Raw genomic sequence first — 21,568 nt, 5'->3', positions numbered from 1 at the left:
AAGAGTGCACCATATGAAGGTGAACGAAACTGAAGCCCTCGCGACCTCCCCGGACAACGTCATTGCCCATCCCTGGTCCCGCTACGTGGCCATGGGTGACTCCTTTACCGAGGGCATCGGCGACCCCGAACAGGCGAGTCCGGGTGGACACCGGGGCTGGGCGGACCGCGTGGCCGAGGAACTGAGCCGCGGCCACGACGGCTTCGCCTATGCCAACCTGGCCGTCAGGGGCCGTCTCCTGCAGCAGATAGTGGACCAGCAACTGGCGCATTGCCTGTCCCTGCGGCCCGACCTTGTGACCTTGTCCGCCGGCGGAAACGACCTGATCCGCCCCGGCGGAGACCCGGATGCCCTAGCCGAGAAACTGGATTCGGTGGTGCAGATCCTCGCCCTGGCCGGCGCCACAGTGGTCCTCTTCAACGGTCCCGACACCGGTTCCTCCGTGCTGGGCCGGGTACGGAGCAAGGTGGCCATCTATAACGAGAACCTCCGCACCATCGCGGCCCGCCACGACGCCATCATCGCGGACATGTGGTCCCTGCGGCAGCTGAACGACCCGCAGATGTGGGATGCGGACCGGCTGCACTTCTCGCCGCTGGGCCATCACACCATCGCGGCCATGGTCCTGGAATCCCTCAACGTCGAGCACACCCTGGAGCCCCTCTCCCCCAAGCCGCTGCCGCCGCAAAGCTGGCGGCAGGCCCGGTCCGGTGATCTGGTGTGGGCCCGTGAATACTTTGTGCCGTGGGTCGTCCGGCGGATCCGGCACCGTTCCTCCGGCGACGGCGTCACAGCCAAGCGCCCGCTCCCGGGGCCCGTCTTCGGACCCGGCATGCCGCTGGGGTCGGGCGAAGGCCCTCCCGGCACCGGCGAGCCCGTACGGTCCTGACCGGCGCCCGGTCCCGGGCACCCCGGAACCGGTCTGCGCGTTAGGCTGGAAGGACACTTCCTGAAAGGCGTGCCGTGAACAGTCTGTTCTTTTGGATCATCGTTTTGTCATTCCTGGTCCCGATGGCTATGCGCTACTACAAGAAGTCGGTGCGCGGCCGAAACCGGAACCAGGGTATGCCCGGCGGACTGCCGGACCGGTTCGGCAACTTCCCCGGCGCCGGTCCCGGCCCCGGCCAGCACCCCGGCCAGCAGGGAAACCCGCCGCGGGACGGCTTCACCCAGCGGGACTACTACGGCGGATTCGGACAGCTCGGCGCACCGCAGCCTCCCGCGAAGCAGGACTACCGCGCCCCGTATGAGGACAGCCCGGAGTACCTGAATCACCCGCCGCAGGCCGCGCCGCAGCAGCAATGGCAGCCGCCGGCGCCGATTCCGACCCCGGTTCCGACCCCGGAGCCGTCGCCTCAACCGCCGGCGGCCCCGCAGGGCTTCCGGGCGCGCAAGCTCGCCGACCTGGACCAGCGGTACAGCGACGGCGAGCTCTCCATGGAGGACTACATGGCCCAGCGGGCCGAGATCATGAAGGGCTAGCGAAGTCCACGTCGGCAGCGTTCACGGTTCCTGCGGTGCGCCCCGGAGCCCGGTGGTACCGCCAATAGAGATTCGTGTGGGCCACCACAAGTTCCGGCGGCGGCGCACCAAATTCACTAAGGTCCTCGGTGGTGTGGGCGTCCGCCACCAAGGTGACGTCATATCCGCGGGTGATGGCACCGTGGAGGGTCGAGCGAATGCACTCGTCGGTCTGCGCTCCGGCCAGGAACAAACGGCCGATGCCGCGGCCGGCCAGCACTGACTCCAGGTCGGTCGCTTCGAAGGCGTCGCTGTACTCCTTGGGCACCAGAGGCTCCGCCTCGCCCCGGACGAGCTCGGGAACATAGCGCCAGCCTGCGCTGCCGCTCGGGAGTTCCGCCCCGCTGTGCTGCACCCAGACGACCGCCGCCCCGGCGTCGCGCGCCTTGTCCACGAGGGTGGCGATGGCCGCGATGACGTCGTCGCGGCGGTAGGCCGCCGCGACGACGTCGAGCTGCATGTCCACGACGACCAGGGCCGTGTTGGGCCGGTTCTCAAGCGTGCTCATAAGCCGACTTTAGTCGACCTGCGGGAACCCCAGGTCGATCACCGAGGTGGCGGGATCCGGCCAGCGGGTGGTGACGACCTTGCCCCGGGTGTAGAAGCGGATGCTCTCCGGACCGTACATGTGGGTGTCGCCGAAGAGCGAGTTCTTCCAGCCGCCGAAGGAGAAGGTACCCACCGGCACCGGGATCGGCACGTTCACGCCGACCATGCCGGCCTCGACGTCGAACTCGAACTGCCGGGCTGCGCCGCCGTCGCGGGTGAAGATCGCCACGCCGTTGCCGAACTCGTTGTCATTGACAAGCTGCACGGCGTCGGCGTAGCTCTCGACCCGGACTACGGACAGGACGGGGCCGAAAATCTCATCGTCGTAGACCTTCATGCCGGGCTTAACGTGGTCCACCAGGCTGACGCCGATGAAAAAGCCGTTGGAGTCAAAGGCCTGCTCCCGGCCGTCCACCACGACTGTGGCGCCTTCCTCGGCCGCGCCGGCGACATAGGAGGCCACCTTGTCACGGTGCGCTGCGGTGATCAGCGGGCCCATCTGCGAGGCGGGGTCGGTACCGGGCCCGATCTTGAGCGTGGCCATTCGGGTGCTGATCGCCGCTACGAGTTCGTCGGCAATGTTCCCGACGGCGACCAGGACGCTGACGGCCATACAACGTTCCCCGGCGGAACCGTAGGCGGCCGAGACGGCGGCGTCGGCGGCCATTGCCAGGTCCGCGTCGGGGAGGACCACCATGTGGTTCTTGGCGCCGCCCAGGGCCTGCACACGCTTGCCGTGGTCGGCGGCACGCCTGTAGATGGACTGGGCGATCGGCGTCGAACCGACAAAGCTGATGGCCTTGACGTCCGGGTGTTCGAGCAGGACGTCGACGGCTTCCTTGTCGCCGTGCACAACGTTCAACACACCGGCGGGCAGGCCGGCCTCGGCGAAGACCTGGGCGATGAAGACCGCGGATGACGGATCCTTTTCGCTGGGCTTAAGCAGCACAGTGTTTCCGCAGGCCAGGGCGCTGCCGATCATCCACAGCGGCACCATGGCCGGGAAGTTGAACGGCGTGATGCAGGCGACGACGCCGACCGGCTGGCGCACCGAGTGAACGTCGACGCCGCCGGCGACCTGTTCGGAACGTTCGCCCTTGAGCGCGTGGGAGAGCCCGGTGGCGAATTCGATGTTCTCCAGGCCGCGGGTGATTTCGCCCTCGGCATCGGAGAGGACCTTGCCGTGTTCACTGGTCAGCAGGGCAGCCAGTTCAGGCCGGCGGGCCAACAGCAGTTCGCGGACCTTAAAGAAGATGGTGGTGCGCTTGGCGAGGCTTGTGGCGCGCCAGCCCGGCAGCGCGGCGCGGGCGGCTTCAACGGCTTCCTGGACGCGGCCGGCAGAGGCCAGGGCGACCTCCTTTTCCTGCTCGCCGGTGGCCGGGTTAAAGACGGGGCCGTAGCGCTCGGCATCGGAGATCAGGGCGCCGTTGATGAAGTGCGGAATGCGTTCCATGGGGAGGATCTCTTTCTAAAAGGTTTAGGGCTGCTTGGCGGACTCGAACGAGCCATCAACCAGCTTGACGATTGCGGAGCAGTCCGTGCCGGACTGGCCGCCGTCGATGAGCCGCTGGAAAAGCTGCTGGACGTGCTCGCCGATCTCCAGCGGCGTGCCGGTGTCGCGGGCAGCGCTGATGGCCAGGCCGATGTCCTTGTTGGCGAGCTCGGCGGTGAACGTCGGCGCAAAGTCGTTGTTCGAGGCGGCGGTGGGCACAACGCCGGCCACCGGGTACCAGGTCCGCAGCGCCCAGCTGTCGCCGGAGGAGACGGAGGCGATGTCCCAGAAGACCTGCTTGTCCAGGCCCAGACGGTCCGCGAGCACCGCGCCCTCGGCCGTGGAGGCGAGGTTGATAAAGAGCATCAGGTTGTTGCAGATTTTGGCGGCCTGGCCGGTGGTGGCGCCGCCGGTGGGGATGATGTTCGCCGCCATCGGCTTGATGTATTCGGTGGCGTCGGCCACCGCGCCGGCCTCCCCGCCGATCATAAACGTCAACGTGGCGGCCTTCGCGCCGCTCATGCCGCCGGAGACGGGCGCGTCGACAAAGCGGAAGCCAGCCGCAGCGGCGGCGTCGTGCAGGGCCTGGGCCGAGGCGATGTCGATCGTGGAGGAGTCCACCAGCAGGGTCTTGGTGTCGGCGTGGGCCAGCACGCCGTCTTCGCCCAGGTACACGGCGCGGGCATGTTCGCCCTTGGGAAGCATGGTGAACACAACGTCGGCGCCGTCAACCGCCTCGGCGACGGTTCCGGCGGGCTTGACACCGCCTGCGGCGGCGGTGGCAACGGCCTCAGGGTTGAGGTCGAAACCGCGGACGTTGTGGCCGGCCGCGGCGAGGTTCACGGACATGGACCCGCCCATGTTCCCCAGTCCGATCCAGGCGATAACTGCCATGGCATAAGCTCCTTTGCTTTGGGTCATCCCGTGCGCGCCGTCAAACGCAGCGCCCGGGTTCCGGCAGTGGCCGGATGCTCAGTGTTAAGCATCACACCCCTGCTACAGTGCAATCAAGGGAAAAAACCACAGATGCTATGTGCACGGATGCACATGCTTAGTTGCGAGGGAGACCCATGGATGTGCGGCGGCTGCCGAGCCCGGACGATCTGCTGATCCTGCTGACGGTGGCCCGGCTGGGCCGGTTCAACGCGGTGGCAGAGACCCTCGGCACAACCCACACAACCATCTCCCGCCGCATCCTGGCGCTGGACAAACAGCTGGGCGGGCGCACCCTGGAGCGGAGTCCGCACGGCTGGGAACTGACGGACCTTGGCAACGAGGCCGTGGCCGCCGCCGAAGCGATCGAGGGCACCCTCGGTGCGCTCACAAACCGCATCGCGCAGTCCGAAGACGTACTCTCGGGCCTGGTCCGGGTCAGCACACCCGACGGCTTCGGGGCAGAATTCGTTGCACCGGCGCTTGTCCGGATGCAACGTCAGCATCCGCTGCTGAACGTTGAAATGCTCAGCGCCACGCGCAAGGTCAGCCGGAACCGCTCCGGCGTGGACCTGGAGGTGGTGGTCGGCAACCTCGACGTCAGCAATGCGCAGCCCATTTTCCTGGCCAACTACTTTCTCCGGCTGTACGCCAGCCCGCAGTACGCCCGGGACCGCGGACTTCCGGTGACGCTCGACGACGTCCGGCAGCATGGTTTTGTGTCCTACGTCGAATCGGCGCTGCAGGTCGCCGAACTTGGCCACCGTTCCACCCAGCTTCCCGTCCCGCGGTCCAGCTTCCAGGCCACCAGCATCTTTGCCCAGCTGGAGGCGGTCCGCCGGGGTGCGGGCATCGGGCTGTTGCCGAACTTCCTGGCGGTCGGCGACCCCGGCTTTGTGCCGGTCCTGCCGGCGGACTTCCAGCGCCAACTTCCGATCTGGGCGGTGGCCCGCGCGGAATCGTTGCGCTCCGCGCCGGTGCAGGCCGTCCTGGCGGCCGTCCGGACCGAGATCTCCGAGCGCCAGGATGTCCTGCTGGGCTGAGCCCGGCGGCCAACAACAACGGCCCTTGTCCCCGCACCGCGGGGACAAGGGCCATTGTTGTTGCTGCTATTTCGTTGCAGGTATTTTGTTGCAGGTACTTCTTGCAGTTACTTCCTGCCTGTTAGTTCTTGCCCGCGGCGAGGAGGTCGGCGGTGCCCCGGGCGTCGGCGGCGTCGACGTCGTGGAGCGAGATGCCGCGGGTTTCCTTGAGGAAGTACACCGCCACCATCGTGACCAGGCAGGCACCGAGCAGGTAGATGGCCACCGGGGTGGAGGACTTGAACGTGCTCAGCAGCGAGGCGGCGATGATCGGAGCCATCGATCCGGCCACGATCGAGGTGACCTGGTAGCCGAGCGAGACACCCGAGTAGCGCATCCGGGTCGGGAACATCTCGGCCATAATTGCCGGCTGGCCGGCATACATCAGTGCGTGGAAGAGCAAGCCGATGGTGATGGCAGCAAGGATGATGATGTCGTTTTTGGTGTCCATCATCGGGAAGGCGAAGAAGCCCCAGGTGCCGCCCAGGACGGCGCCGGCCATGTAGACCGGTTTGCGGCCGAGGCGGTCCGACAGGCGGCCGACCATCGGAACCACGGCGAAGTGGACAGCGTGTGCGACGAGCAGCAGCAGCAGGATCCGTGAGGTGTCAGTCTGGACAACCACCTTCAGGTACGTGATCGAGAAGGTGACGACCAGGTAGTAGAGGATATTCTCCGCGAAGCGCAGGCCCATGGCGGTGAACACACCGCGCGGGTACCGGCGGAAGACTTCGCCCACGCCGTAGCCCTTCTTCTCGACGGTGACTTCCTTCTGGGCCTCCAGGAAGATGGGGGCGTCGGTGACCTTGGTCCGGATGTAGTAGCCGATCAGCACAATCACCGCGGAGAGCCAGAAGGCCACGCGCCAGCCCCAGCTGAGGAAGTCCGCGGAGGACAGCGTCGAGGAGAGGATGAACAGCACCGCAGTGGCCAGCAGGTTGCCCAGCGGAACTGCGGACTGCGGCCAGCTGGCCCAGAAGCCGCGGGATTTGTTCGGGCTGTGCTCCGCGACGAGGAGGACTGCGCCGCCCCATTCACCGCCGACGGCGAAGCCCTGGGCGAACCGCAGGAACACCAGGAGGGCCGGAGCCCAGTAGCCGATCTGCTGGAAGGTCGGCAGGCAGCCCATCAGGAAGGTGGCAACTCCGACCAGGATGATGCTGAGCTGGAGCAGCTGCTTGCGGCCGAACTTGTCGCCGAAGTGCCCAAACACGATGCCGCCGATGGGGCGGGCAACGAAGCCAACTGCATAGGTGAGGAAAGCCGCGATGATACCGTCCAGCTCCGAGCCGGAGTTGGGGAAGAAGGTCTTGCCGAAGACGAGGGTCGCCGCGGAGGCGTAGAGGAAAAACTCGTACCACTCGACGACAGTGCCGGCCATGGAGGCCGCGACTACTTTTTTGAGGCCGGACGTCTTGACGTCGGGCTCTTCTGCGCGCCGTGCGGCCGCGTTTTCCGTGCTCATTTCGACTCCTTTGGCATCGTCTTCGACGCCTCGTGGACCATTGGGAGGAGAGCGCCTGTGAGGTGAGACACGCGGCGCCATTCCCCACGAGTATGTCCGGTTCCGGCCCGGGCCTCAACGGCCATTAGTGCAGAGCGCATCTGCAAAAGTGCACACCCGCGGCGGCTTTTGGCTGCTGGACTACCCGAAGAAGTGCTGTCGGAGCTGGGTGTTGAGCTGCCCAATCTCAGTCAGGAAGCCGTCGTGGCCGATGGGCGCCTCGATGGTGTGCACCGCAACGTTGCCCGGCAGGGCAGCCGCGAGCGCCCGGGACTGGTCCGGGAAGTACAACCGGTCCGAGTCGACGGCCGCCACAAGGAAAGCCGCCGTCGCAGGGGCGAGCGCCTCCGTCAGCGCGCCGCGGCCCCGGCAGACGTCATGGCTCATCAGCGCCTCGGTGATGGCGATGTAGCTGTTCGCATCGAAGCGGCGGACCAGCTTGTTGCCCTGGTGGTCCAGGTAGCTCTCCACCTGGTAACGCCCGCGCCCGGCGAGTGACCCGGCACGCAGCGGAGCCTCGGAGTCCTGGGCGTTCCGGCCGAACCGTCCATCCAGCTCTGCGGCCGAACGGTAGGTGATATGCGCTATCCGCCGGGCCAGGGCCAGTCCCGCCTCCGGCCCGGGACCGCCGTAGTAATCCCCGCCGTTGAAGTTGGGGTCCTGCCGGATGGCGAGTGTTTGCGCCTGGGCGAAGGCAATCTGCTCGGCGGTGCTGCTGGCTCCGATTGAAATAACCCCGCAGCGCCGGACCCGGTCCGGGTAGCTGACGGCCCATTCGAGGGCACGCGCCCCGCCCAGGGAACCGCCGAGCACGGCGTACCAGCTCCGGATTCCCAGCGCGTCCGCGAGCCGGGCCTCGGCGTCGGTGGTATCGCGCAGCGTGACCAGCGGGAACCGTGAGCCCCAGGGCTTCCCGTCGGGTGCCGTCGACGAGGGTCCGGTGGAGCCGTAGCAGCCGCCCAGGATATTGATCGAAACGACAAAGTACTTCCCCGTGTCCACCGGGGCGCCCGGGCCCGCGAGCTGCTCCCACCAGCCCGGCTCCGCACTGGCGCCGCGCGTGACGTGGGTGTCCCCCGTCAACGCGTGCTCGATCAGCACGGCATTGGAGCGTTCGGCGTTGAGGGTCCCCCATGTTTCGTAGCCGAGGGTGGCGTCCGGCAGCCGGGCGCCGGATTCGAGAACCAGGTCACCGATCCGGAGGTACCGGACGGTTCCGTCCGGTACAGCCGCGCCGTCCGCGGCGACGCTGCCGCCGGGGTCCGGGGCATGGGAATGGGAGGTCTTGCTTGCGGATTCACCCTGGCGGGTGGCGGCAATCGTCATGTGAGGACCTAACTTCGCGCTTGCCCGCCGGCAGCTCACCGGCAGGCCAGGTCTTCACCCGGGGCACCCCGCCGCAAATGGAGGGTTGCCGGCCAGCAAGCCGGGGCTGTCGCTGGCACTCATGACCTCCCCTGAGTGTACGAAATGCGGCCGCCCGGTGGCGAAGAATGTGACGCCCGTGTGACTTCCCCCCCCGGGGAACGGTTGGTCAGACGGTCTTGGCGGCGCGGAAACCGGCATCCAGGTCGGCGAGGATGTCGTCGATGTGCTCCAGGCCGACGGAGAGCCGCACCAGGCCGGGGTTCACCCCGGCAACGACCTGCTGCTCCGGCGAGAGTTGGCTGTGTGTCGTCGACGCCGGGTGAATGACCAGCGAGCGCACATCGCCGATATTGGCGACGTGCGAGTGCAATTCAAGGGCGTCCACAAAGCTCTTGCCGGCCTCGCCTCCGCCGGCGATGTTAAAGGAGACAACGGCGCCGGTCCCCTTCGGTCCGTACTTGCGGCCGCGCTCGAACCAAGGGCTGGACGGCAGGCCGGCATAGGCGACGGATTCGACGTCGTCCCTGGCCTCCAGCCATTCGGCGACCCGGCCGGCGTTGGCAACGTGCCGCTCCATCCGCAGGCTAAGGGTCTCGATGCCTTGGGCGATAAGGAAGGCGTTGAACGGGGACACCGCAGAGCCCAGGTCGCGCAACAACTGCACGCGCGCCTTGAGGATATAGGAGAGGTTCGCGCCGAGGGCACCGTCCACGCCGAGGTCCCGGGCGTAGACCAGCCCGTTGTAGCTGGGATCCGGGGTGTTGAAGCCGGGGAACCGTTCCGGGTCCTTGCCGAAGTCGAAATTGCCCGAGTCCACTATCACGCCCGCGATCGCCGTTCCATGGCCGCCGAGGTACTTGGTGGCCGAATGCACCACAATGTCCGCACCCCACTCGATCGGCCGGATAAGGTACGGCGTGGAGAGGGTGTTGTCTACGATCAGCGGGACACCGGCCGCGTGGGCCACCTGGGAGATGCCCTCAAGATCCAGCACGTCCTGGCGCGGGTTGGAGACCACTTCGCCAAAAAAGAGCTTGGTATTGGGCTGCACGGCGTCACGCCACTGTGCCAGGTTGTCCGGGTCCGCCACGAAGGTCACGGAAATGCCAAACTTCTTCAGTGTGTGCGCCAGCAGGTTGTAAGTACCGCCGTAAAGGCTGGGACTTGCCACCACGTGGTCTCCGGCTTCGGCGACATTCAGGATGGCCAGGGTCTCCGCCGCCTGTCCGGAGCTCAGCAGCAGAGCCGCGAGTCCGCCTTCCAGGCTGGCAACCCGCTGCTCCACGGCATCCTGGGTGGGGTTGCCGATCCTGGTGTAAATGGGGGCCAGCTCCGCCAGGGCAAAGCGGTTCGCGGCACTCTCGGCGCTGGGGAACACAAACGACGTCGTCTGGTAAATCGGCAGCGAGCGGGCGCCGGTGGCGCTGTCGGGCTCCTGGCCGGCATGGATCTGACGGGTTTCGAAGGACCAGGCACTTGACATCGGGACACTCCTTAGGGGAGCGGGCACAGCCTGAGCCTGGGCACCGTGGCCCGGGCCCGTGCTGGCGCCGCGCTTGCCTCCCGGCGGGCGCCGGACGGCCAGGTCCTCACCCGGGGCACCCCACCGCGATACGAGGGTTGCCGGCCAGCAAGCCGGGGCTGTGCGCTGGCACTCATGACCTCACCCCAGTCTAGGAACCGGTTGCAGGCGGTGGATAGCTTTATGACAAAGATGAAGCTGGCCCGGCCGCGGCGCTGCTGATGCCATGCCAATGCTGCCACGTGTGCTGCCGAGAGTGTGGCCGGAACAGTCCGGATCCGACCCCAACTGCCAGTAAGGGTACCCTAAGCTGAGAGGCGCATCACAAAGTGCCAAGATGATGGCATGCGCATGGATCACGTCTCTTACGCCTGTGAACAAGATGGCCTCGCTGCCACCACCGAACGAATTGCGTCTGCCCTCGGCGTGGAAGCCGTGAAGGGCGGAGTACACCCCCGATTCGGGACCCGCAACATGATCATCCCGCTAGCGGGACACAAGTACCTCGAGGTGGTGGAGGTCCTGAACCACCCGGCCTCCGACAAGGCCCCCTTCGGCCAGGCCGTCCGCGCCCGCTCCGAAGCCGGCGGCGGCTGGATGGGCTGGTGTGTGGAGGTCGACGACCTCGCCCCGTTCGAAGTCCGGCTCGGCCGCGCCGCCGTCAACGGCAACCGCAAGTTCCCGGACGGCCGGGAGCTGGTCTGGAAGCAGATTGGCATCCTTGGGCTCATCGCCGATCCCCAGGTCCCGTACATGCTCAAATGGGAAGGCGATCCGGAACTCCACCCGTCGAAGGCCTACGAGGGCAACGTCAAAATGTCCGCCCTCACGATTGCCGGTTCGGCCGAGCGCGTCACCGAATGGCTCGGCGTCCCGGTGGAGAAGCCGCTCGAAGACGTGGCCGTGCACTGGATTGCTCCGCGCGGGACACCCGGCATCCTCTCCGTCACGTTTGAGACGGCCTCCGGAGCCGTCACGATCTGAGGCTTCACCGCCCCGCACTTCGGCCGCCATCAGCGGGTGTCAACGACGTCACCCACCGATGGTGGCCGAATTTCTTAAAGCACGTATGGGCCGCCGCAGCCGTGCCCCGCAGATCCCCTCCGCGCAGAACCCCTCCGGCGGCTCAGCCCAGGCCGATGGCCTTGCCAAAGAGGCTGAAGCCGACGAAGGCCACGGTGTCCAGCAGCGCGTGGGCGATCACCAGCGGCATCACGCGCCGCGTTCGGGTGTACACCAGTGCAAAAACGACGCCCATGATCGCGTTGCCGATGAACGGGCCGAAGCCCTGGTACAAGTGGTAGCTTCCGCGCAGCATGGAACTGGCGAAGATGGCCAGCGGCAGGCTCCAGCCGAACTTGCCGAGCCGGTCCAGCAGGTAGCCCACCACAATCACTTCCTCCACGATCCCGTGCCGGACCGCGGAGAGGATGAGCACCGGCACCGTCCACCAGTAGGAATCAAGGGCACTGGGGATAATCGCCGTGGTGATCCCCAGCGCCCGGCCCGCAGCGTACAGGCCCAGGGAAGGTACACCGATCAGGGCCGCCAGCCCGAGGCCCTGGATCAGGTCCCTGCCCGGGCGGGCAAACGTGAATCCCAGTTTCCCGAACGCCGTGGCCCCGCTGCCGGCCGCACCGGACACCCGGTGTTCGGTGAGGAAATAGAGCACCAGGACCACCGGTACCAGCGCGAAGACAATGTCCAGCAGCTGGTAGCTCAGGTCAAAGTATTCGCGGCTGCTCTGGGAGCGGTTCAGGGTGGAAGTCCCCTCCGCCAGCGGCCCCCGGGTCAGCTTGTCCAGCAGCTGAACGACCGAGTACACGGCGGATTGGCCCAGGGACAGGCCCAGGACGATCCAGACTTCTAGCCGCAGGCGACGGCGGGAGGGAACCAGCATGGTCCTATCTTGCCCGGTTTTTCCCGGTCGTCACGCCTATGCTTGGGGTTTATGAGTGCGCCCGGGAAAATCATCATGATCCGGCACGGCCAGTCCGCCGCCAATGCCGACACCTCGATCTACAACCGGGTGCCCGACTACCGGATCCCGCTGACCGGGCTTGGCATCGACCAGGCACGGGCAGCCGGCGAACGGGTACGGCGGCTGCTGGACGGGCAGCCGGCCTGCGTCTATGTCTCCCCGTACCTGCGCGCCTATCAGACCCTGGAGGCGATGAACCTCGGCGCGCTGGTTGAACGCGTGATCGAGGAGCCGCGGCTGCGTGAGCAGGACTGGGCCAACTTCCAGATCGCCGGTGAGATCGAAGACCAGAAGGAACTCCGCAACGCCTACGGCCACTTCTTCTACCGCTTCCGCGAAGGCGAATCCGGCTCCGATGTCTATGACCGGATCTCCTCATTTATGGAAACGCTGTACCGGCACTGGTCCAAACCCAGCTACGCCCCCAATGCGCTGTTTGTGACCCACGGGCTGACCATGCGGCTGTTCTGCATGCGCTGGTTCCACTGGTCCGTGGAGTACTTCGAATCACTCAACAACCCGGACAACGCCGAGGTCCGCACCCTGTACCGCACCGCAGAGAAAAAGTATGAACTCGACAAACCGTTCAGCCAGTGGGAGGCCCGGCGTGTTGATGAGACCGTGCTGAACGCTCCGCGGATGGTGTTCTAGCGGCCGCAGCGGCAGGCGTCAGCGCGCCCGGACCCCGGCCCGCCAGACCGCGTGGGTCAACGGGATGCCGGGCCGGTAAGCCAGATGGGTGGCGGACGGCGCGTTCAGCAGATGGAGGTCCGCGCGGTGCCCGACGGCGATCGAACCGACAGCGCGTTCTCCGTCGGCGTCGTTACCGGACTCCCGGCCAAGGGCCAGCGCACCGCCGTACGTTGCGGCGCGCACGGCCTCATGGACGCTGAGCCGCATCTGCAGCACCGCCGTGGTGACGCAAAACGCCATCGAGCTGGTATAGGAGGTGCCCGGGTTGCAGTTCGTGGCCAGGGCGATTTGCACGCCGGCGTCAAGCAGTTCCCGGCCCGGCGCCAGCGGCTGCCGGGTGGACAGGTCGCAGGCCGGCAGGCAGGTCGCCACAGTCCCGCGTCCGGCGCCAGTGCCGGGGCGCTTCCCGCCGTTACCGCCGTCCCAGCCGGACCAGCTGCCCGCGAGGGCGTCGACGTCGGCGGCGGACAGGTAGTTGACGTGGTCCACGCTGGCAGCGCCGAACTCCACGGCGAGCCTGACGCCGGGGCCCTCGCCGAGCTGGTTGCCGTGCACACGCAGGCCCAGCCCGGCGTCCCGGCAGGCCTGGAGCACGCGCCGGGACTGGTCCTCGGTGAACGCTCCCCGTTCGCAGAAGACGTCGGCCCAGCGCACAAACGGCCGGACGGCGGAGAGCATCGGGCCGCACACGAGCTCCGTGTATTCCTCGGCGTCAATCCCCGCGGGGACAAGGTGCGCGCCGAGGTACGTGACCTCGTCGACGACTGTGGAAGCGATCCGCGCGCTCCGGGCCTCGTTGTCAACGTCCAGGCCGTAACCGGTTTTGGTTTCAAGATAGGTGGTGCCCTGCGAAACAGCTTCGGCTACCCGGCCCATCGCCAGCCGGGTGAGGTCGAAGTCGCCGGTGGCGCGGGTGGCCCCGGCGGTTACGGCGATCCCGCCCGCACTGTAGCTCTCCCCCGCCATCCGGGCCTCGAATTCGGCGGTCCGGTCACCCGCAAAGATGAGGTGGGTGTGCGAATCGACCCAGCCCGGCAGCAGGGCACGGCCGCTGGCGTCGACGGTGCCGTCGGCGGCCGGCGCGTCGGACGCCCGGCCCAGCCAGGCGATCCGTTCGCCGTCTATCACCAGCGCGGCGTCCTTCAGGACCCGGTGGTCCCGGTCCTGGGTCATCAGCTCGGCAATGTTTGTGATCAGGGTACTCATTAAGACCATTCTTCAGTGCCGGATGGACCAGCGCGTCGCCGCCAGCGGCGCCGCTGCACGGGATGCCGGACCGGCGGCAATGGATCCGGCGCCCTGGCCTGCGAGGATAAGTTCCGCGGCCAGCTCGGCGATGCCGGAGGAGGTCTGGAAGCCGTAGCCGCCCTGCCCGGCCAGCCAGAAAAATCCCCGGGCTTCGGCGTCGAATCCCACCACGGGCACACCGTCGGCCGCCTCCGTCCGCAATCCGGTCCAGGCCCGGCGGACACCGCGGATGCCGAGGGTGGTCAGGGTATTAAGCCGGGCGCTCAGCGCCTCGATGTCCCCCGGGTGCGGCTGCGCGTCCTCGGGGCCGCTGGGCACCGATTCCGACGGCGAGATCAGCACCTGCCCGCCGTCCCGGCGGAAGTAGAAGGAATTGTCGGCCGCGCACACCATGGGGCTGGACTCCGGAAGGGGATGCTCGACGTCGACGATAGCCGCGGTGCGCCGGTACGGCTGCAGCTGGACTTTCTCGACCCCGCTGAGTACTGCCAGTTCGTCCGCCCACGCGCCCGCGGCATTGACCACAACGGCGGCTGCGAAGCCTTCCTGCCCGGCTCCGAGTTCCCAGCCGGACCCGAGCCGCTGGGCCGAGTGGACCTTTGCGCCGGTAATGATGTCCACGCCGCCGGCGGCCGCGCGCCGGCGGTGGTCCTCGAGCAGCAGGGGTGCGTCACAGCCGAAGGAGCCGGTGTCCAGGCCCGCGGCGGAGAAGGAGCCGGGGAGCAACGCCGGGCAGAGCTCCATCGCCGCGGCGTGGCTAATCGGCACCATCTGCCCGCTGGACTCGCCGCGGACAGCCTCGTCGTCGCCGATCAGCATAAAGCTGCGGGGCGAGAGCACCGGTTCCGGTAGTTCGGCGTCCCGGGCGGCGATCAGCGCGAGGGTCCGCACCGTAAGCTCCTGGACAACTGCCGGGCCGTAGCTGGGGATCAGCTGCCGGGCCGAGCGTGCCGAGGTGTGGTAAGCCAGGCTCTGCTCGGCTTCCACCAACGCGACGCTGCACTTCCCGGCGAGGGCTGAGGCAAGGGACAGGCCGGCGATCCCGCCGCCGACAATCACAACATCGTAATTAGCTGACATGGTTCCATCCTCGCAGACGCAGAGCCTGCGGCGCCGTTTCCGGCGCCGCAGGCTTACGGTCCGGTGCCGCTTAGCCCGCGACGGCGGCGCGGCTGCGCACAAAGGCCTGCACACAGGCCTCGACGTCTTCGGCGCTGTGCGCCGCGGAGAGCTGTACCCGGATCCGGGCCGCACCCTTGGGAACTACCGGGTAGCTGAACGCCGTGACAAAAACGCCGTGCTCCAGCATCGCGTCCGCGATCTTGGCGGCCAGGACGGCGTCCCCGAACATCACCGGGACGATGGCGTGCTCGCCCGGGAGCAGCTCAAAGCCTTCCTCGGCCATCCGGCGGCGGAACAGCGCGGCATTGTCAAAGAGTTTGCTGCGCAGTTCGCCGGAGTTCTCCACGAGGTCCAGGGCCTTGAGGGTGGCAGCGACGATGGCCGGGGCCAGCGAGTTGGAGAACAGGTAGGGACGGGCCTTCTGCCGGAGCATGGCGACGACTTCGCGGCGGCCGGAGACGTAACCGCCGGAGGCGCCGCCCAGGGCCTTGCCGAAGGTGCCGGTGTAGATGTCCACGCGGTCCGAGACGCCGGCGTGTTCCGGCGTGCCGGCTCCGCTGGCGCCCATAAAACCGACGGCGTGTGAGTCATCCACCATGACCATGGCGTCGTATTTTTCGGCGAGGTCGCAGATCGCTTCCAGCGGGGCCAGGAAGCCGTCCATCGAAAAGACGCCGTCCGTGACGATGATCTTGCGGCGGGCCGGGTTCTCCTGCGTGCTGGCCTCGATCAGTTTCGATTCGAGGTCCGCCATGTCCTGGTTGGCGTAGCGGAAGCGCTGGGCCTTGCAGAGCCGGATGCCGTCGATGATCGAGGCGTGGTTCAGGGCGTCGGAGATGACGGCGTCTTCCGGGCCAAAGAGGGACTCGAACACACCGCCGTTGGCGTCGAAGCAGCTCGAGAACAAGATGGTGTCCTCGGTGCCGAGGAACGCCGAGACGCGTTCCTCCAGGGCCAGGTGCAGGTCCTGGGTGCCGCAGATGAACCGCACGCTGGCCATGCCGAAGCCCCGCTCGTCCATCGCGGACTTGGCGGCGGCAATGATTTCGGGGTGGTCCGCGAGGCCCAGGTAGTTGTTGGCGCAGAAGTTCAGCACGTCCGCGCTGGCCCCGCCGATCCGGCCGGCCTTGATGTGGTTTGCCTGGGGCGAGTCAATGTGCCGCTCGGTCTTGAACAGGCCGGCGCCGCGGATCTCCTCCAGTTCGTGCTGCAGCTGGTTCTTAATGGCTGAATACATGGTGTGGGCTCCTGCGCTGGTGGGGTCGGTGGGCCGAAACGGTGGGGGTTAGAAGCAGGTCCAGTCGAGGACCACTTTGCCGCCGACGCCGGCCCGGGCGATCTCGAATCCCCGGTCCCAATCGGTGGCGGGAAGGGTGTCCGTGACGACGGCGGAGATGTTGGCGTGCAGGACCGGGTTGGAGGACAGCATGGCGCTCATGGCGTACCAGGTCTCGAACATTTCCCGGCCGTAGATACCCTTCATGGTCAGCATGTGCGTGACCACTTTGCCCCAGTCGATGTCGATGGACTGGCTGGGCAGTCCCAGCATCGCGATCCTGCCGCCGTGGTTCATGTTCTCGATCATCTCAGGCAACGCCGTGGGGTGTCCCGACATTTCCATGCCGATGTCGAATCCTTCGCGCAGGCCCAGTTCCCGCTGGGCGTCCTTGACCCGCGTCTTTGAGACGTCGATGGCGAGGTCCACGCCGAGGGTCCGCGCGAGTTCCAGCCGCGGTGCGGAGACGTCGGTGATTGCGATCCTGCGGGCGCCGGCGTGGCGGGCGACGGCGATCGCCATCAATCCGATAGGCCCGGCGCCGGTGATCAGCACGTCCTCGCCGACCAGTGGGAAGCTCAGCGCGGTGTGCACGGCGTTCCCGAAGGGGTCGAAGATGGCACCGAGTTCCGGCGTCACGGAGGAGTCCTGATGCACCCAGACGTTGGTCTCGGGGATAACAACGTACTCGGCGAACGCGCCGTCGCGCTGCACGCCGACGCTGACGGTGTTGATGCACATCTGCTTGCGGCCGGCGCGGCAGTTGCGGCAGATGCCGCAGACGATGTGGCCTTCACCGGACACCCGGTCCCCGACCTTGACGTCCAGGACGTCCTCGCCGGTCTCGACGACTTCGCCGTAGAACTCGTGGCCGGCGATCAGCGGGGCGTTGATGATGCCCTGCGCCCACGCGTCCCAGGACTGGATGTGCAGGTCGGTGCCGCAGATGCCCGTGGTCATGACCCGGATCTTGACGTCCCCGGGGCCGGCCTCCGGTTCGGGGCGGTCAACAAGCTCGAATCCTGCGTGCGCGCCGGCCTTGTAGAGAGCCTTCATGGGCCTTCCTCACTGTGCCGTTCGGCACGTTGGGTGCGCTGCCTGGGACAGCGGGTGTGGGACAACTCACCCCATTAGAGCCGGTGAAAAGCATTAGCACAACCGTACTTTTCTCAATCGACGATTTAGATTCCCCTTGCGCATATACTGGGCGGCATGGAAATCCACCAGCTCGAGGTGCTCCGCGAACTCGGGGCCCTCGGGAGCGTCAAGGCCGTCGCCGAAACCCTGCTCGTTACACCCTCGGCGGTGTCGCAGCAGCTGGCTGCCCTGCAGAAATCCGTGGACGTGCCGCTGACCCGCAAGGAGGGCAGGAACCTGGTCCTGACCGAGGCCGGGCAGGTGCTCGCCGATGCCGGGGCCGCCGTCGTCAGCGCCATGGCCGATGCCCGGACGGCTATCGGCGCCTATCACGGCTCGGCGGTGGCGCCGGTAACGCTGAGCGGTTTCCACAGCGCCGGGCAGGCCCTGTTCGCCCCGCTCGCCCGGCGCCTGGCCGGGCCGGGGCAACCGCGGATCCTGCTCACGGACGAGGACGTGGCCCAGCAGGACTTCCCGGCGCTGACGGCCCGGTATGACCTGGTGCTCGCGCACCGGATGGACCACAGCCCGGGCTGGCCCCAGGAGCGCGTCGCGGTGATCCCGCTCGCGCACGAGCCGCTGGATGTCGCGCTGCCGGCCGGGCACCGGCTGGCCGGCCAGGCGGGGGTGACCGCGGACGACGTCGTGGGCGAACCCTGGGTGACGAGCCGCGCGGGTTACTCCCCCGCTGACGTCCTGGCCGCCCTCGCGGCCGTCTCCAGCAGGGAGCTGAACATCGTCCACCGGATCAACGATTACTCCACTGTGGCGGCGCTCGTGGCGACCGGGGGTGTGATCGGGCTGCTTCCCCGCTACACCGCCCGGCCTGCCCTGAACCCGGGGATTGTGCTGCGGCCGCTGGAGGGCATCAGCACCCGGCGGCGGATCGACGTGCTGGCCCGGCCGGAGAACCTTAAACGCAGATCGGTCATGATCGTCTGCGAAGCATTGCAGACCATCATGACCGAACTGGTCCGTTAACCCAACTGATAACCCAACTGACTCGCAGTTGTGGTCGTTTTGAGCGGGCAAAACGACAACAACTGCGAGCCAGTTGGGCGGGGCGCTAGCCTTCGACGCCGAGGCGCTGCAGGATCAGCTCCCGGACGCGGCCGGCGTCGGCCTGGCCGCGGGTGGCCTTCATAACGCCGCCGACGATCGCACCAATTGCTTGGATCTTGCCGCCGCGGATCTTGTCCGCGACGCCGGGCTGCGCGGCGAGGACCGCGTCGATGGCTTCCAGGAGCGGGCCGTCGTCGGAGACCACTGCGAGGCCGCGCTGCTCGACGATCTCCGCCGGGGTACCTTCGCCGGCGAGTACGCCGTCCAGGACCTCGGTGGCCATCTTGTTGTTGATTTTGCCGTCCTCGACCATCGTGTTCAGTTCCACGATGGTGGCCGGTGACACGCCGAGCTGGCCGGGATCGACGTCGGCGTTCTTGGCGCGTCCGACGATCTCGCCCATCCACCACTTGCGGGCCACAGTGGCCGTGGCCCCGGCGGCGATGGTTTCCTCGATTTCGTCCATCACGCCGGCGTTAACAACGTCGCGGAACTCCAGGTCCGAATAGCCCCAGTCGGCCTGCAGGCGCTTACGGCGGGCGGCCGGCGGCTCGGGCAGCGTGGCCCGGAGTTCCTCGACCCAGGCGCGGGACGCGACAATCGGCACCAGGTCCGGTTCCGGGAAGTAGCGGTAGTCGTCGGCGTCGGACTTGGGCCGGCCAGAGGTGGTGGAGCGGGTGTCCTCGTGCCAGTGGCGGGTTTCCTGGGTGACGGGCTCGCCGGAGTCCAGCACGGCGGCGTGCCGCTGGATCTCGTAGCGGACGGCGTGTTCGACGGCGCGCAGCGAGTTGACGTTTTTGGTCTCGGAGCGGATGCCGAAGCGTTCGCGGCCGTGCGGGCGCAGCGAGACGTTGGCGTCGCAGCGCACGTTGCCGCGCTCCATCTTGGCGTCCGAGACGCCGAGGTTCTTGACGATCTCGCGGACCGCTGCCACGTAGGCCTTGGCGAGTTCGGGGGCGCGGGACCCGGCACCCTCGATCGGCTTGGTGACGATCTCCACCAGCGGCACCCCGGAGCGGTTGTAGTCCACGAGCGAGTAGTCCGCGCCCTGGATGCGGCCGGTGGCACCGCCCATGTGGGTCAGCTTGCCGGCGTCCTCCTCCATGTGCGCACGCTCGATCTCGACCCGGAACACTGTCCCGTCGGCGAGCTCGATGTCCAGGTAGCCGTCGTACGCGATGGGCTCGTCGTACTGGGAGGTCTGGAAGTTCTTCGGGGTGTCCGGGTAAAAGTAGTTTTTCCGGGCGAAACGGCAGGTCTCGGCGATCTTGCAGTTCAGCGCCAGGCCGATCTTGATCGAGGACTCGATCGCGGCCTTGTTTACCACGGGCAGCACGCCGGGCATGCCGAGGTCCACCTCGTTGACGTTGGTGTTGGGCTCGTCGCCGAAGACGTTCGGCGCGGAGGAGAACATCTTCGTTTTGGTGTTGAGCTCCACATGGACTTCGAAGCCCAGGACGGGATCGTATTTCTCCATCGCCTCTTCGAAGCTGAGGGTTGCGTCAGTCATTAGTGGGAACCTCCGTGGCTCGCGACAGCGTCGTTAAGGGATGGGGCCGTCAGGGAAGGAGCCTTATCCAGCAGCGGGCCGCCCCACTGCGCCTCCAGCAGGGACTCGAGCACCGCACCGACCCGGTATAGCCGGGCATCCTGGCGGGCCGGGGCCAGCAACTGGACACCGACCGGCAGGCCGTCCTCGTCGGCCAGGCCGCCGGGCAGGGACAGCCCGGGCACGCCTGCCATGTTGGCGGGGATGGTGGCGACGTCGTTGAGGTACATCGCCAGCGGGTCGTTGAGCTTCTCGCCGAGCTTAAACGCCGTGGTGGGCGCCGTTGGGGAGATCAGCACGTCGGCCTTGGCGAACGCGGCGTCGAAGTCGCGCTGGATCAGGGTGCGCACCTTCTGGGCCGAGCCGTAGTAGGCGTCGTAGTAGCCGGCGCTCAGCGCATAGGTACCCAGGATGATCCGGCGCTTGACCTCGTCGCCGAAGCCGGCGGCACGGGTGGCAGCCATCACGCGCTCAATCGTCATCGGGCCCTCTTCGGGCAGGACCCGCAGGCCGTACCTGACGCCGTCGAACTTGGCCAGGTTGGAGGAGGCCTCGGAGGGCATGATCAGGTAGTAGGCGCCGAGGGCGTACTTGAAGTTGGGGCAGGACACCTCGACGATTTCCGCGCCGGCGCCCTTGAGCAGCTCGAGGGATTCGTTAAAACGGTTTTCGACGCCGGCCTGGTAGCCCTCGCCATGAAGTTCCTTGATGATGCCGATCTTCATGCCGGTCACGTTGCCGATCGACGCGGCGGCCACGAGGTCCTCCAGCGGGTCCGGCAGCGAGGTGGAGTCGCGCGGGTCGTGCCCGCCGATGACCTGGTGCAGCAGTGCGGAGTCCAGTACGGTACGCGAGACCGGGCCGATCTGGTCCAGCGAGGACGCCATGGCGATCGCACCGTAGCGGGACACCCCGCCGTACGTCGGCTTGACGCCTACGGTGCCGGTGACGGCGCCGGGCTGGCGGATCGAGCCGCCGGTGTCGGTGCCCAGGGCCAGCGGCGCTTCGAAGGCCGCCACGGCAGCAGCCGAGCCGCCGCCGGAGCCGCCGGGGATCCGGTCCAGGTCCCAGGGGTTGTGGGTGGGGCCAAAAGCGGAGTGCTCGGTGGAGGAGCCCATCGCGAATTCGTCGAGGTTCGTTTTGCCCAGGATCGGCATTTTCGCGGCGCGCAGGCGCTCCACGACTGTGGCGTCGTAGGGACTGCGCCAGCCTTCGAGGATCTTGGAGCCGGCCGTGGTGGGCTGGCCGATCGTAACAATAAGGTCCTTGACGGCGATCGGCACACCGGCGAGCGCGTGCAGCCCTTCGGCGGCGGCGCCGCCGGCGGCGCGGATCGCGTCCACTTCGGCGGCGACGGCGAGCGCTTCGTCGGTGTTGACGTGCAGGAAGGCGTGGACCTTGCCGTCGACGGCGGCGATGCGGTCCAGGTGCGCCTGGGTTACCTCGACGGCCGAGACCTCACGGGCGGCGAGTTTGCCGGCGAGCGCCGCGGCGGAGGAACGGATCAGTTCGTTGTTCTCAGTCATGTT

Annotated in this window: 19 protein-coding genes and 2 riboswitches; of the genes, 6 read left to right on the top strand and 13 right to left on the bottom strand. The window is 67.4% G+C overall.

Annotated features, from left to right (window positions below; genetic code table 11):
• The first annotated feature begins 91 nt into the window (after positions 1-91).
• Both QK287_RS03610 and QK287_RS03605 read left to right on the top strand, forming a co-directional pair.
• A complete protein-coding gene (locus QK287_RS03610; RefSeq protein ID WP_226774981.1) occupies positions 92-889 on the top strand; it encodes an SGNH/GDSL hydrolase family protein in 798 nt (265 codons plus the stop codon).
• 74 nt (positions 890-963) lie between these two features.
• Positions 964-1,482 (top strand): hypothetical protein, encoded by a 519-nt coding sequence (locus tag QK287_RS03605; protein ID WP_282359291.1) that lies wholly within the window; start codon positions 964-966, stop codon positions 1,480-1,482.
• On the opposite strand, the gene QK287_RS03600 is transcribed toward QK287_RS03605, so the two are convergent.
• From QK287_RS03600 to mmsB, 3 genes are read right to left on the bottom strand one after another with little or no spacing between them, the layout of a single operon-like run.
• On the bottom strand, positions 1,469-2,029 hold the full coding sequence (locus tag QK287_RS03600; RefSeq protein ID WP_226772947.1) for an isochorismatase family protein: 561 nt from the start codon (positions 2,027-2,029) through the stop codon (positions 1,469-1,471). The genes QK287_RS03605 and QK287_RS03600 overlap by 14 nt on opposite strands.
• A 9-nt stretch (positions 2,030-2,038) precedes the next feature.
• A complete protein-coding gene (locus QK287_RS03595) occupies positions 2,039-3,523 on the bottom strand; it encodes a CoA-acylating methylmalonate-semialdehyde dehydrogenase (RefSeq protein ID WP_282359288.1) in 1,485 nt (494 codons plus the stop codon).
• 24 nt (positions 3,524-3,547) lie between these two features.
• On the bottom strand, positions 3,548-4,456 hold the full coding sequence (mmsB, locus tag QK287_RS03590; RefSeq protein ID WP_282359287.1) for a 3-hydroxyisobutyrate dehydrogenase: 909 nt from the start codon (positions 4,454-4,456) through the stop codon (positions 3,548-3,550).
• Between the two features lie 176 nt (positions 4,457-4,632).
• Between mmsB and QK287_RS03585 the strand changes: the two genes are divergently transcribed.
• The gene (locus QK287_RS03585; protein WP_226772950.1) at positions 4,633-5,538 is read left to right on the top strand and encodes a LysR family transcriptional regulator; all 906 of its coding nucleotides are present in this window, start codon (positions 4,633-4,635) and stop codon (positions 5,536-5,538) included.
• Positions 5,539-5,659: 121 nt separating this feature from the next.
• Here QK287_RS03585 and QK287_RS03580 read toward each other — a convergent pair whose 3' ends face one another.
• From QK287_RS03580 to QK287_RS03570, 3 genes are all read right to left on the bottom strand, one after another.
• Complete coding sequence (locus QK287_RS03580; protein ID WP_282359282.1) at positions 5,660-7,042, bottom strand: MFS transporter; 1,383 nt, start codon at positions 7,040-7,042, stop codon at positions 5,660-5,662.
• 180 nt (positions 7,043-7,222) lie between these two features.
• Entirely contained in the window at positions 7,223-8,407 is a 1,185-nt protein-coding gene (locus QK287_RS03575; protein WP_282359281.1) for a homoserine O-acetyltransferase, read from the bottom strand.
• A gap of 11 nt (positions 8,408-8,418) precedes the next feature.
• Positions 8,419-8,534: riboswitch (SAM riboswitch) on the bottom strand.
• An 81-nt stretch (positions 8,535-8,615) separates the two neighbouring features.
• Entirely contained in the window at positions 8,616-9,932 is a 1,317-nt protein-coding gene (locus QK287_RS03570; protein ID WP_282359280.1) for a bifunctional o-acetylhomoserine/o-acetylserine sulfhydrylase, read from the bottom strand.
• Positions 9,933-9,996: 64 nt separating this feature from the next.
• Positions 9,997-10,112, bottom strand: a riboswitch (SAM riboswitch).
• Positions 10,113-10,316: 204 nt separating this feature from the next.
• On the opposite strand from QK287_RS03570, the gene QK287_RS03565 reads away from it, so the two are divergent.
• Positions 10,317-10,955 (top strand): VOC family protein, encoded by a 639-nt coding sequence (locus tag QK287_RS03565; RefSeq protein ID WP_226774623.1) that lies wholly within the window; start codon positions 10,317-10,319, stop codon positions 10,953-10,955.
• Between the two features lie 142 nt (positions 10,956-11,097).
• Here QK287_RS03565 and QK287_RS03560 read toward each other — a convergent pair whose 3' ends face one another.
• Complete coding sequence (locus tag QK287_RS03560; protein ID WP_282359279.1) at positions 11,098-11,871, bottom strand: CPBP family intramembrane glutamic endopeptidase; 774 nt, start codon at positions 11,869-11,871, stop codon at positions 11,098-11,100.
• A gap of 51 nt (positions 11,872-11,922) precedes the next feature.
• On the opposite strand from QK287_RS03560, the gene QK287_RS03555 reads away from it, so the two are divergent.
• Positions 11,923-12,603 (top strand): histidine phosphatase family protein, encoded by a 681-nt coding sequence (locus QK287_RS03555; protein ID WP_226774625.1) that lies wholly within the window; start codon positions 11,923-11,925, stop codon positions 12,601-12,603.
• An 18-nt stretch (positions 12,604-12,621) separates the two neighbouring features.
• On the opposite strand, the gene QK287_RS03550 is transcribed toward QK287_RS03555, so the two are convergent.
• From QK287_RS03550 to tdh, 4 genes are all read right to left on the bottom strand, one after another.
• Positions 12,622-13,851, bottom strand: coding sequence for an amidohydrolase family protein (locus QK287_RS03550; protein ID WP_282359277.1), 1,230 nt, complete (start codon positions 13,849-13,851; stop codon positions 12,622-12,624).
• A gap of 12 nt (positions 13,852-13,863) precedes the next feature.
• The gene (locus QK287_RS03545) at positions 13,864-14,973 is read right to left on the bottom strand and encodes an FAD-dependent oxidoreductase (RefSeq protein ID WP_282359274.1); all 1,110 of its coding nucleotides are present in this window, start codon (positions 14,971-14,973) and stop codon (positions 13,864-13,866) included.
• 70 nt (positions 14,974-15,043) lie between these two features.
• On the bottom strand, positions 15,044-16,252 hold the full coding sequence (locus QK287_RS03540) for a glycine C-acetyltransferase (RefSeq protein ID WP_282359273.1): 1,209 nt from the start codon (positions 16,250-16,252) through the stop codon (positions 15,044-15,046).
• 48 nt (positions 16,253-16,300) lie between these two features.
• Positions 16,301-17,347 (bottom strand): L-threonine 3-dehydrogenase, encoded by a 1,047-nt coding sequence (gene tdh / locus QK287_RS03535; protein WP_282359272.1) that lies wholly within the window; start codon positions 17,345-17,347, stop codon positions 16,301-16,303.
• Between the two features lie 156 nt (positions 17,348-17,503).
• Between tdh and QK287_RS03530 the strand changes: the two genes are divergently transcribed.
• Positions 17,504-18,409 carry a LysR family transcriptional regulator gene (locus QK287_RS03530; protein WP_282359270.1) on the top strand — a complete coding sequence of 302 codons (906 nt, stop codon included), beginning with the start codon at positions 17,504-17,506 and terminating at the stop codon, positions 18,407-18,409.
• 85 nt (positions 18,410-18,494) lie between these two features.
• On the opposite strand, the gene gatB is transcribed toward QK287_RS03530, so the two are convergent.
• Positions 18,495-20,000, bottom strand: a complete 1,506-nt coding sequence (gatB, locus tag QK287_RS03525) for an Asp-tRNA(Asn)/Glu-tRNA(Gln) amidotransferase subunit GatB (protein ID WP_282359269.1) — start codon at positions 19,998-20,000, stop codon at positions 18,495-18,497.
• On the bottom strand, positions 20,000-21,565 hold the full coding sequence (gene gatA, locus QK287_RS03520) for an Asp-tRNA(Asn)/Glu-tRNA(Gln) amidotransferase subunit GatA (protein ID WP_226774632.1): 1,566 nt from the start codon (positions 21,563-21,565) through the stop codon (positions 20,000-20,002). Before gatA ends, gatB begins: the two co-directional genes overlap by 1 nt.
• Between the last annotated feature and the right edge of the window lie 3 nt (positions 21,566-21,568).

Source organism: Arthrobacter sp. AL05 (assembly GCF_029960715.1).
Taxonomy (GTDB): Bacteria; Actinomycetota; Actinomycetes; order Actinomycetales; family Micrococcaceae; genus Arthrobacter.
Note: the sequence above shows the minus strand (reverse complement) of the source record. Positions and strands in the feature narration are given on the sequence as shown.

Coding starts and splice junctions, on each gene's coding strand:
- QK287_RS03610 (WP_226774981.1), top strand. CDS start 92: ATGGGTGACTCCTTTACCGAGGGCATCGGCGACCCCGAACAGGCGAGT.
- QK287_RS03600 (WP_226772947.1), bottom strand. CDS start 2,029: ATGAGCACGCTTGAGAACCGGCCCAACACGGCCCTGGTCGTCGTGGAC.
- QK287_RS03595 (WP_282359288.1), bottom strand. CDS start 3,523: ATGGAACGCATTCCGCACTTCATCAACGGCGCCCTGATCTCCGATGCC.
- mmsB (WP_282359287.1), bottom strand. CDS start 4,456: ATGGCAGTTATCGCCTGGATCGGACTGGGGAACATGGGCGGGTCCATG.
- QK287_RS03585 (WP_226772950.1), top strand. CDS start 4,633: ATGGATGTGCGGCGGCTGCCGAGCCCGGACGATCTGCTGATCCTGCTG.
- QK287_RS03580 (WP_282359282.1), bottom strand. CDS start 7,042: ATGAGCACGGAAAACGCGGCCGCACGGCGCGCAGAAGAGCCCGACGTC.
- QK287_RS03575 (WP_282359281.1), bottom strand. CDS start 8,407: ATGACGATTGCCGCCACCCGCCAGGGTGAATCCGCAAGCAAGACCTCC.
- QK287_RS03570 (WP_282359280.1), bottom strand. CDS start 9,932: ATGTCAAGTGCCTGGTCCTTCGAAACCCGTCAGATCCATGCCGGCCAG.
- QK287_RS03565 (WP_226774623.1), top strand. CDS start 10,317: ATGCGCATGGATCACGTCTCTTACGCCTGTGAACAAGATGGCCTCGCT.
- QK287_RS03560 (WP_282359279.1), bottom strand. CDS start 11,871: ATGCTGGTTCCCTCCCGCCGTCGCCTGCGGCTAGAAGTCTGGATCGTC.
- QK287_RS03555 (WP_226774625.1), top strand. CDS start 11,923: ATGAGTGCGCCCGGGAAAATCATCATGATCCGGCACGGCCAGTCCGCC.
- QK287_RS03550 (WP_282359277.1), bottom strand. CDS start 13,851: ATGAGTACCCTGATCACAAACATTGCCGAGCTGATGACCCAGGACCGG.
- QK287_RS03545 (WP_282359274.1), bottom strand. CDS start 14,973: ATGTCAGCTAATTACGATGTTGTGATTGTCGGCGGCGGGATCGCCGGC.
- QK287_RS03540 (WP_282359273.1), bottom strand. CDS start 16,252: ATGTATTCAGCCATTAAGAACCAGCTGCAGCACGAACTGGAGGAGATC.
- tdh (WP_282359272.1), bottom strand. CDS start 17,347: ATGAAGGCTCTCTACAAGGCCGGCGCGCACGCAGGATTCGAGCTTGTT.
- QK287_RS03530 (WP_282359270.1), top strand. CDS start 17,504: ATGGAAATCCACCAGCTCGAGGTGCTCCGCGAACTCGGGGCCCTCGGG.
- gatB (WP_282359269.1), bottom strand. CDS start 20,000: ATGACTGACGCAACCCTCAGCTTCGAAGAGGCGATGGAGAAATACGAT.
- gatA (WP_226774632.1), bottom strand. CDS start 21,565: ATGACTGAGAACAACGAACTGATCCGTTCCTCCGCCGCGGCGCTCGCC.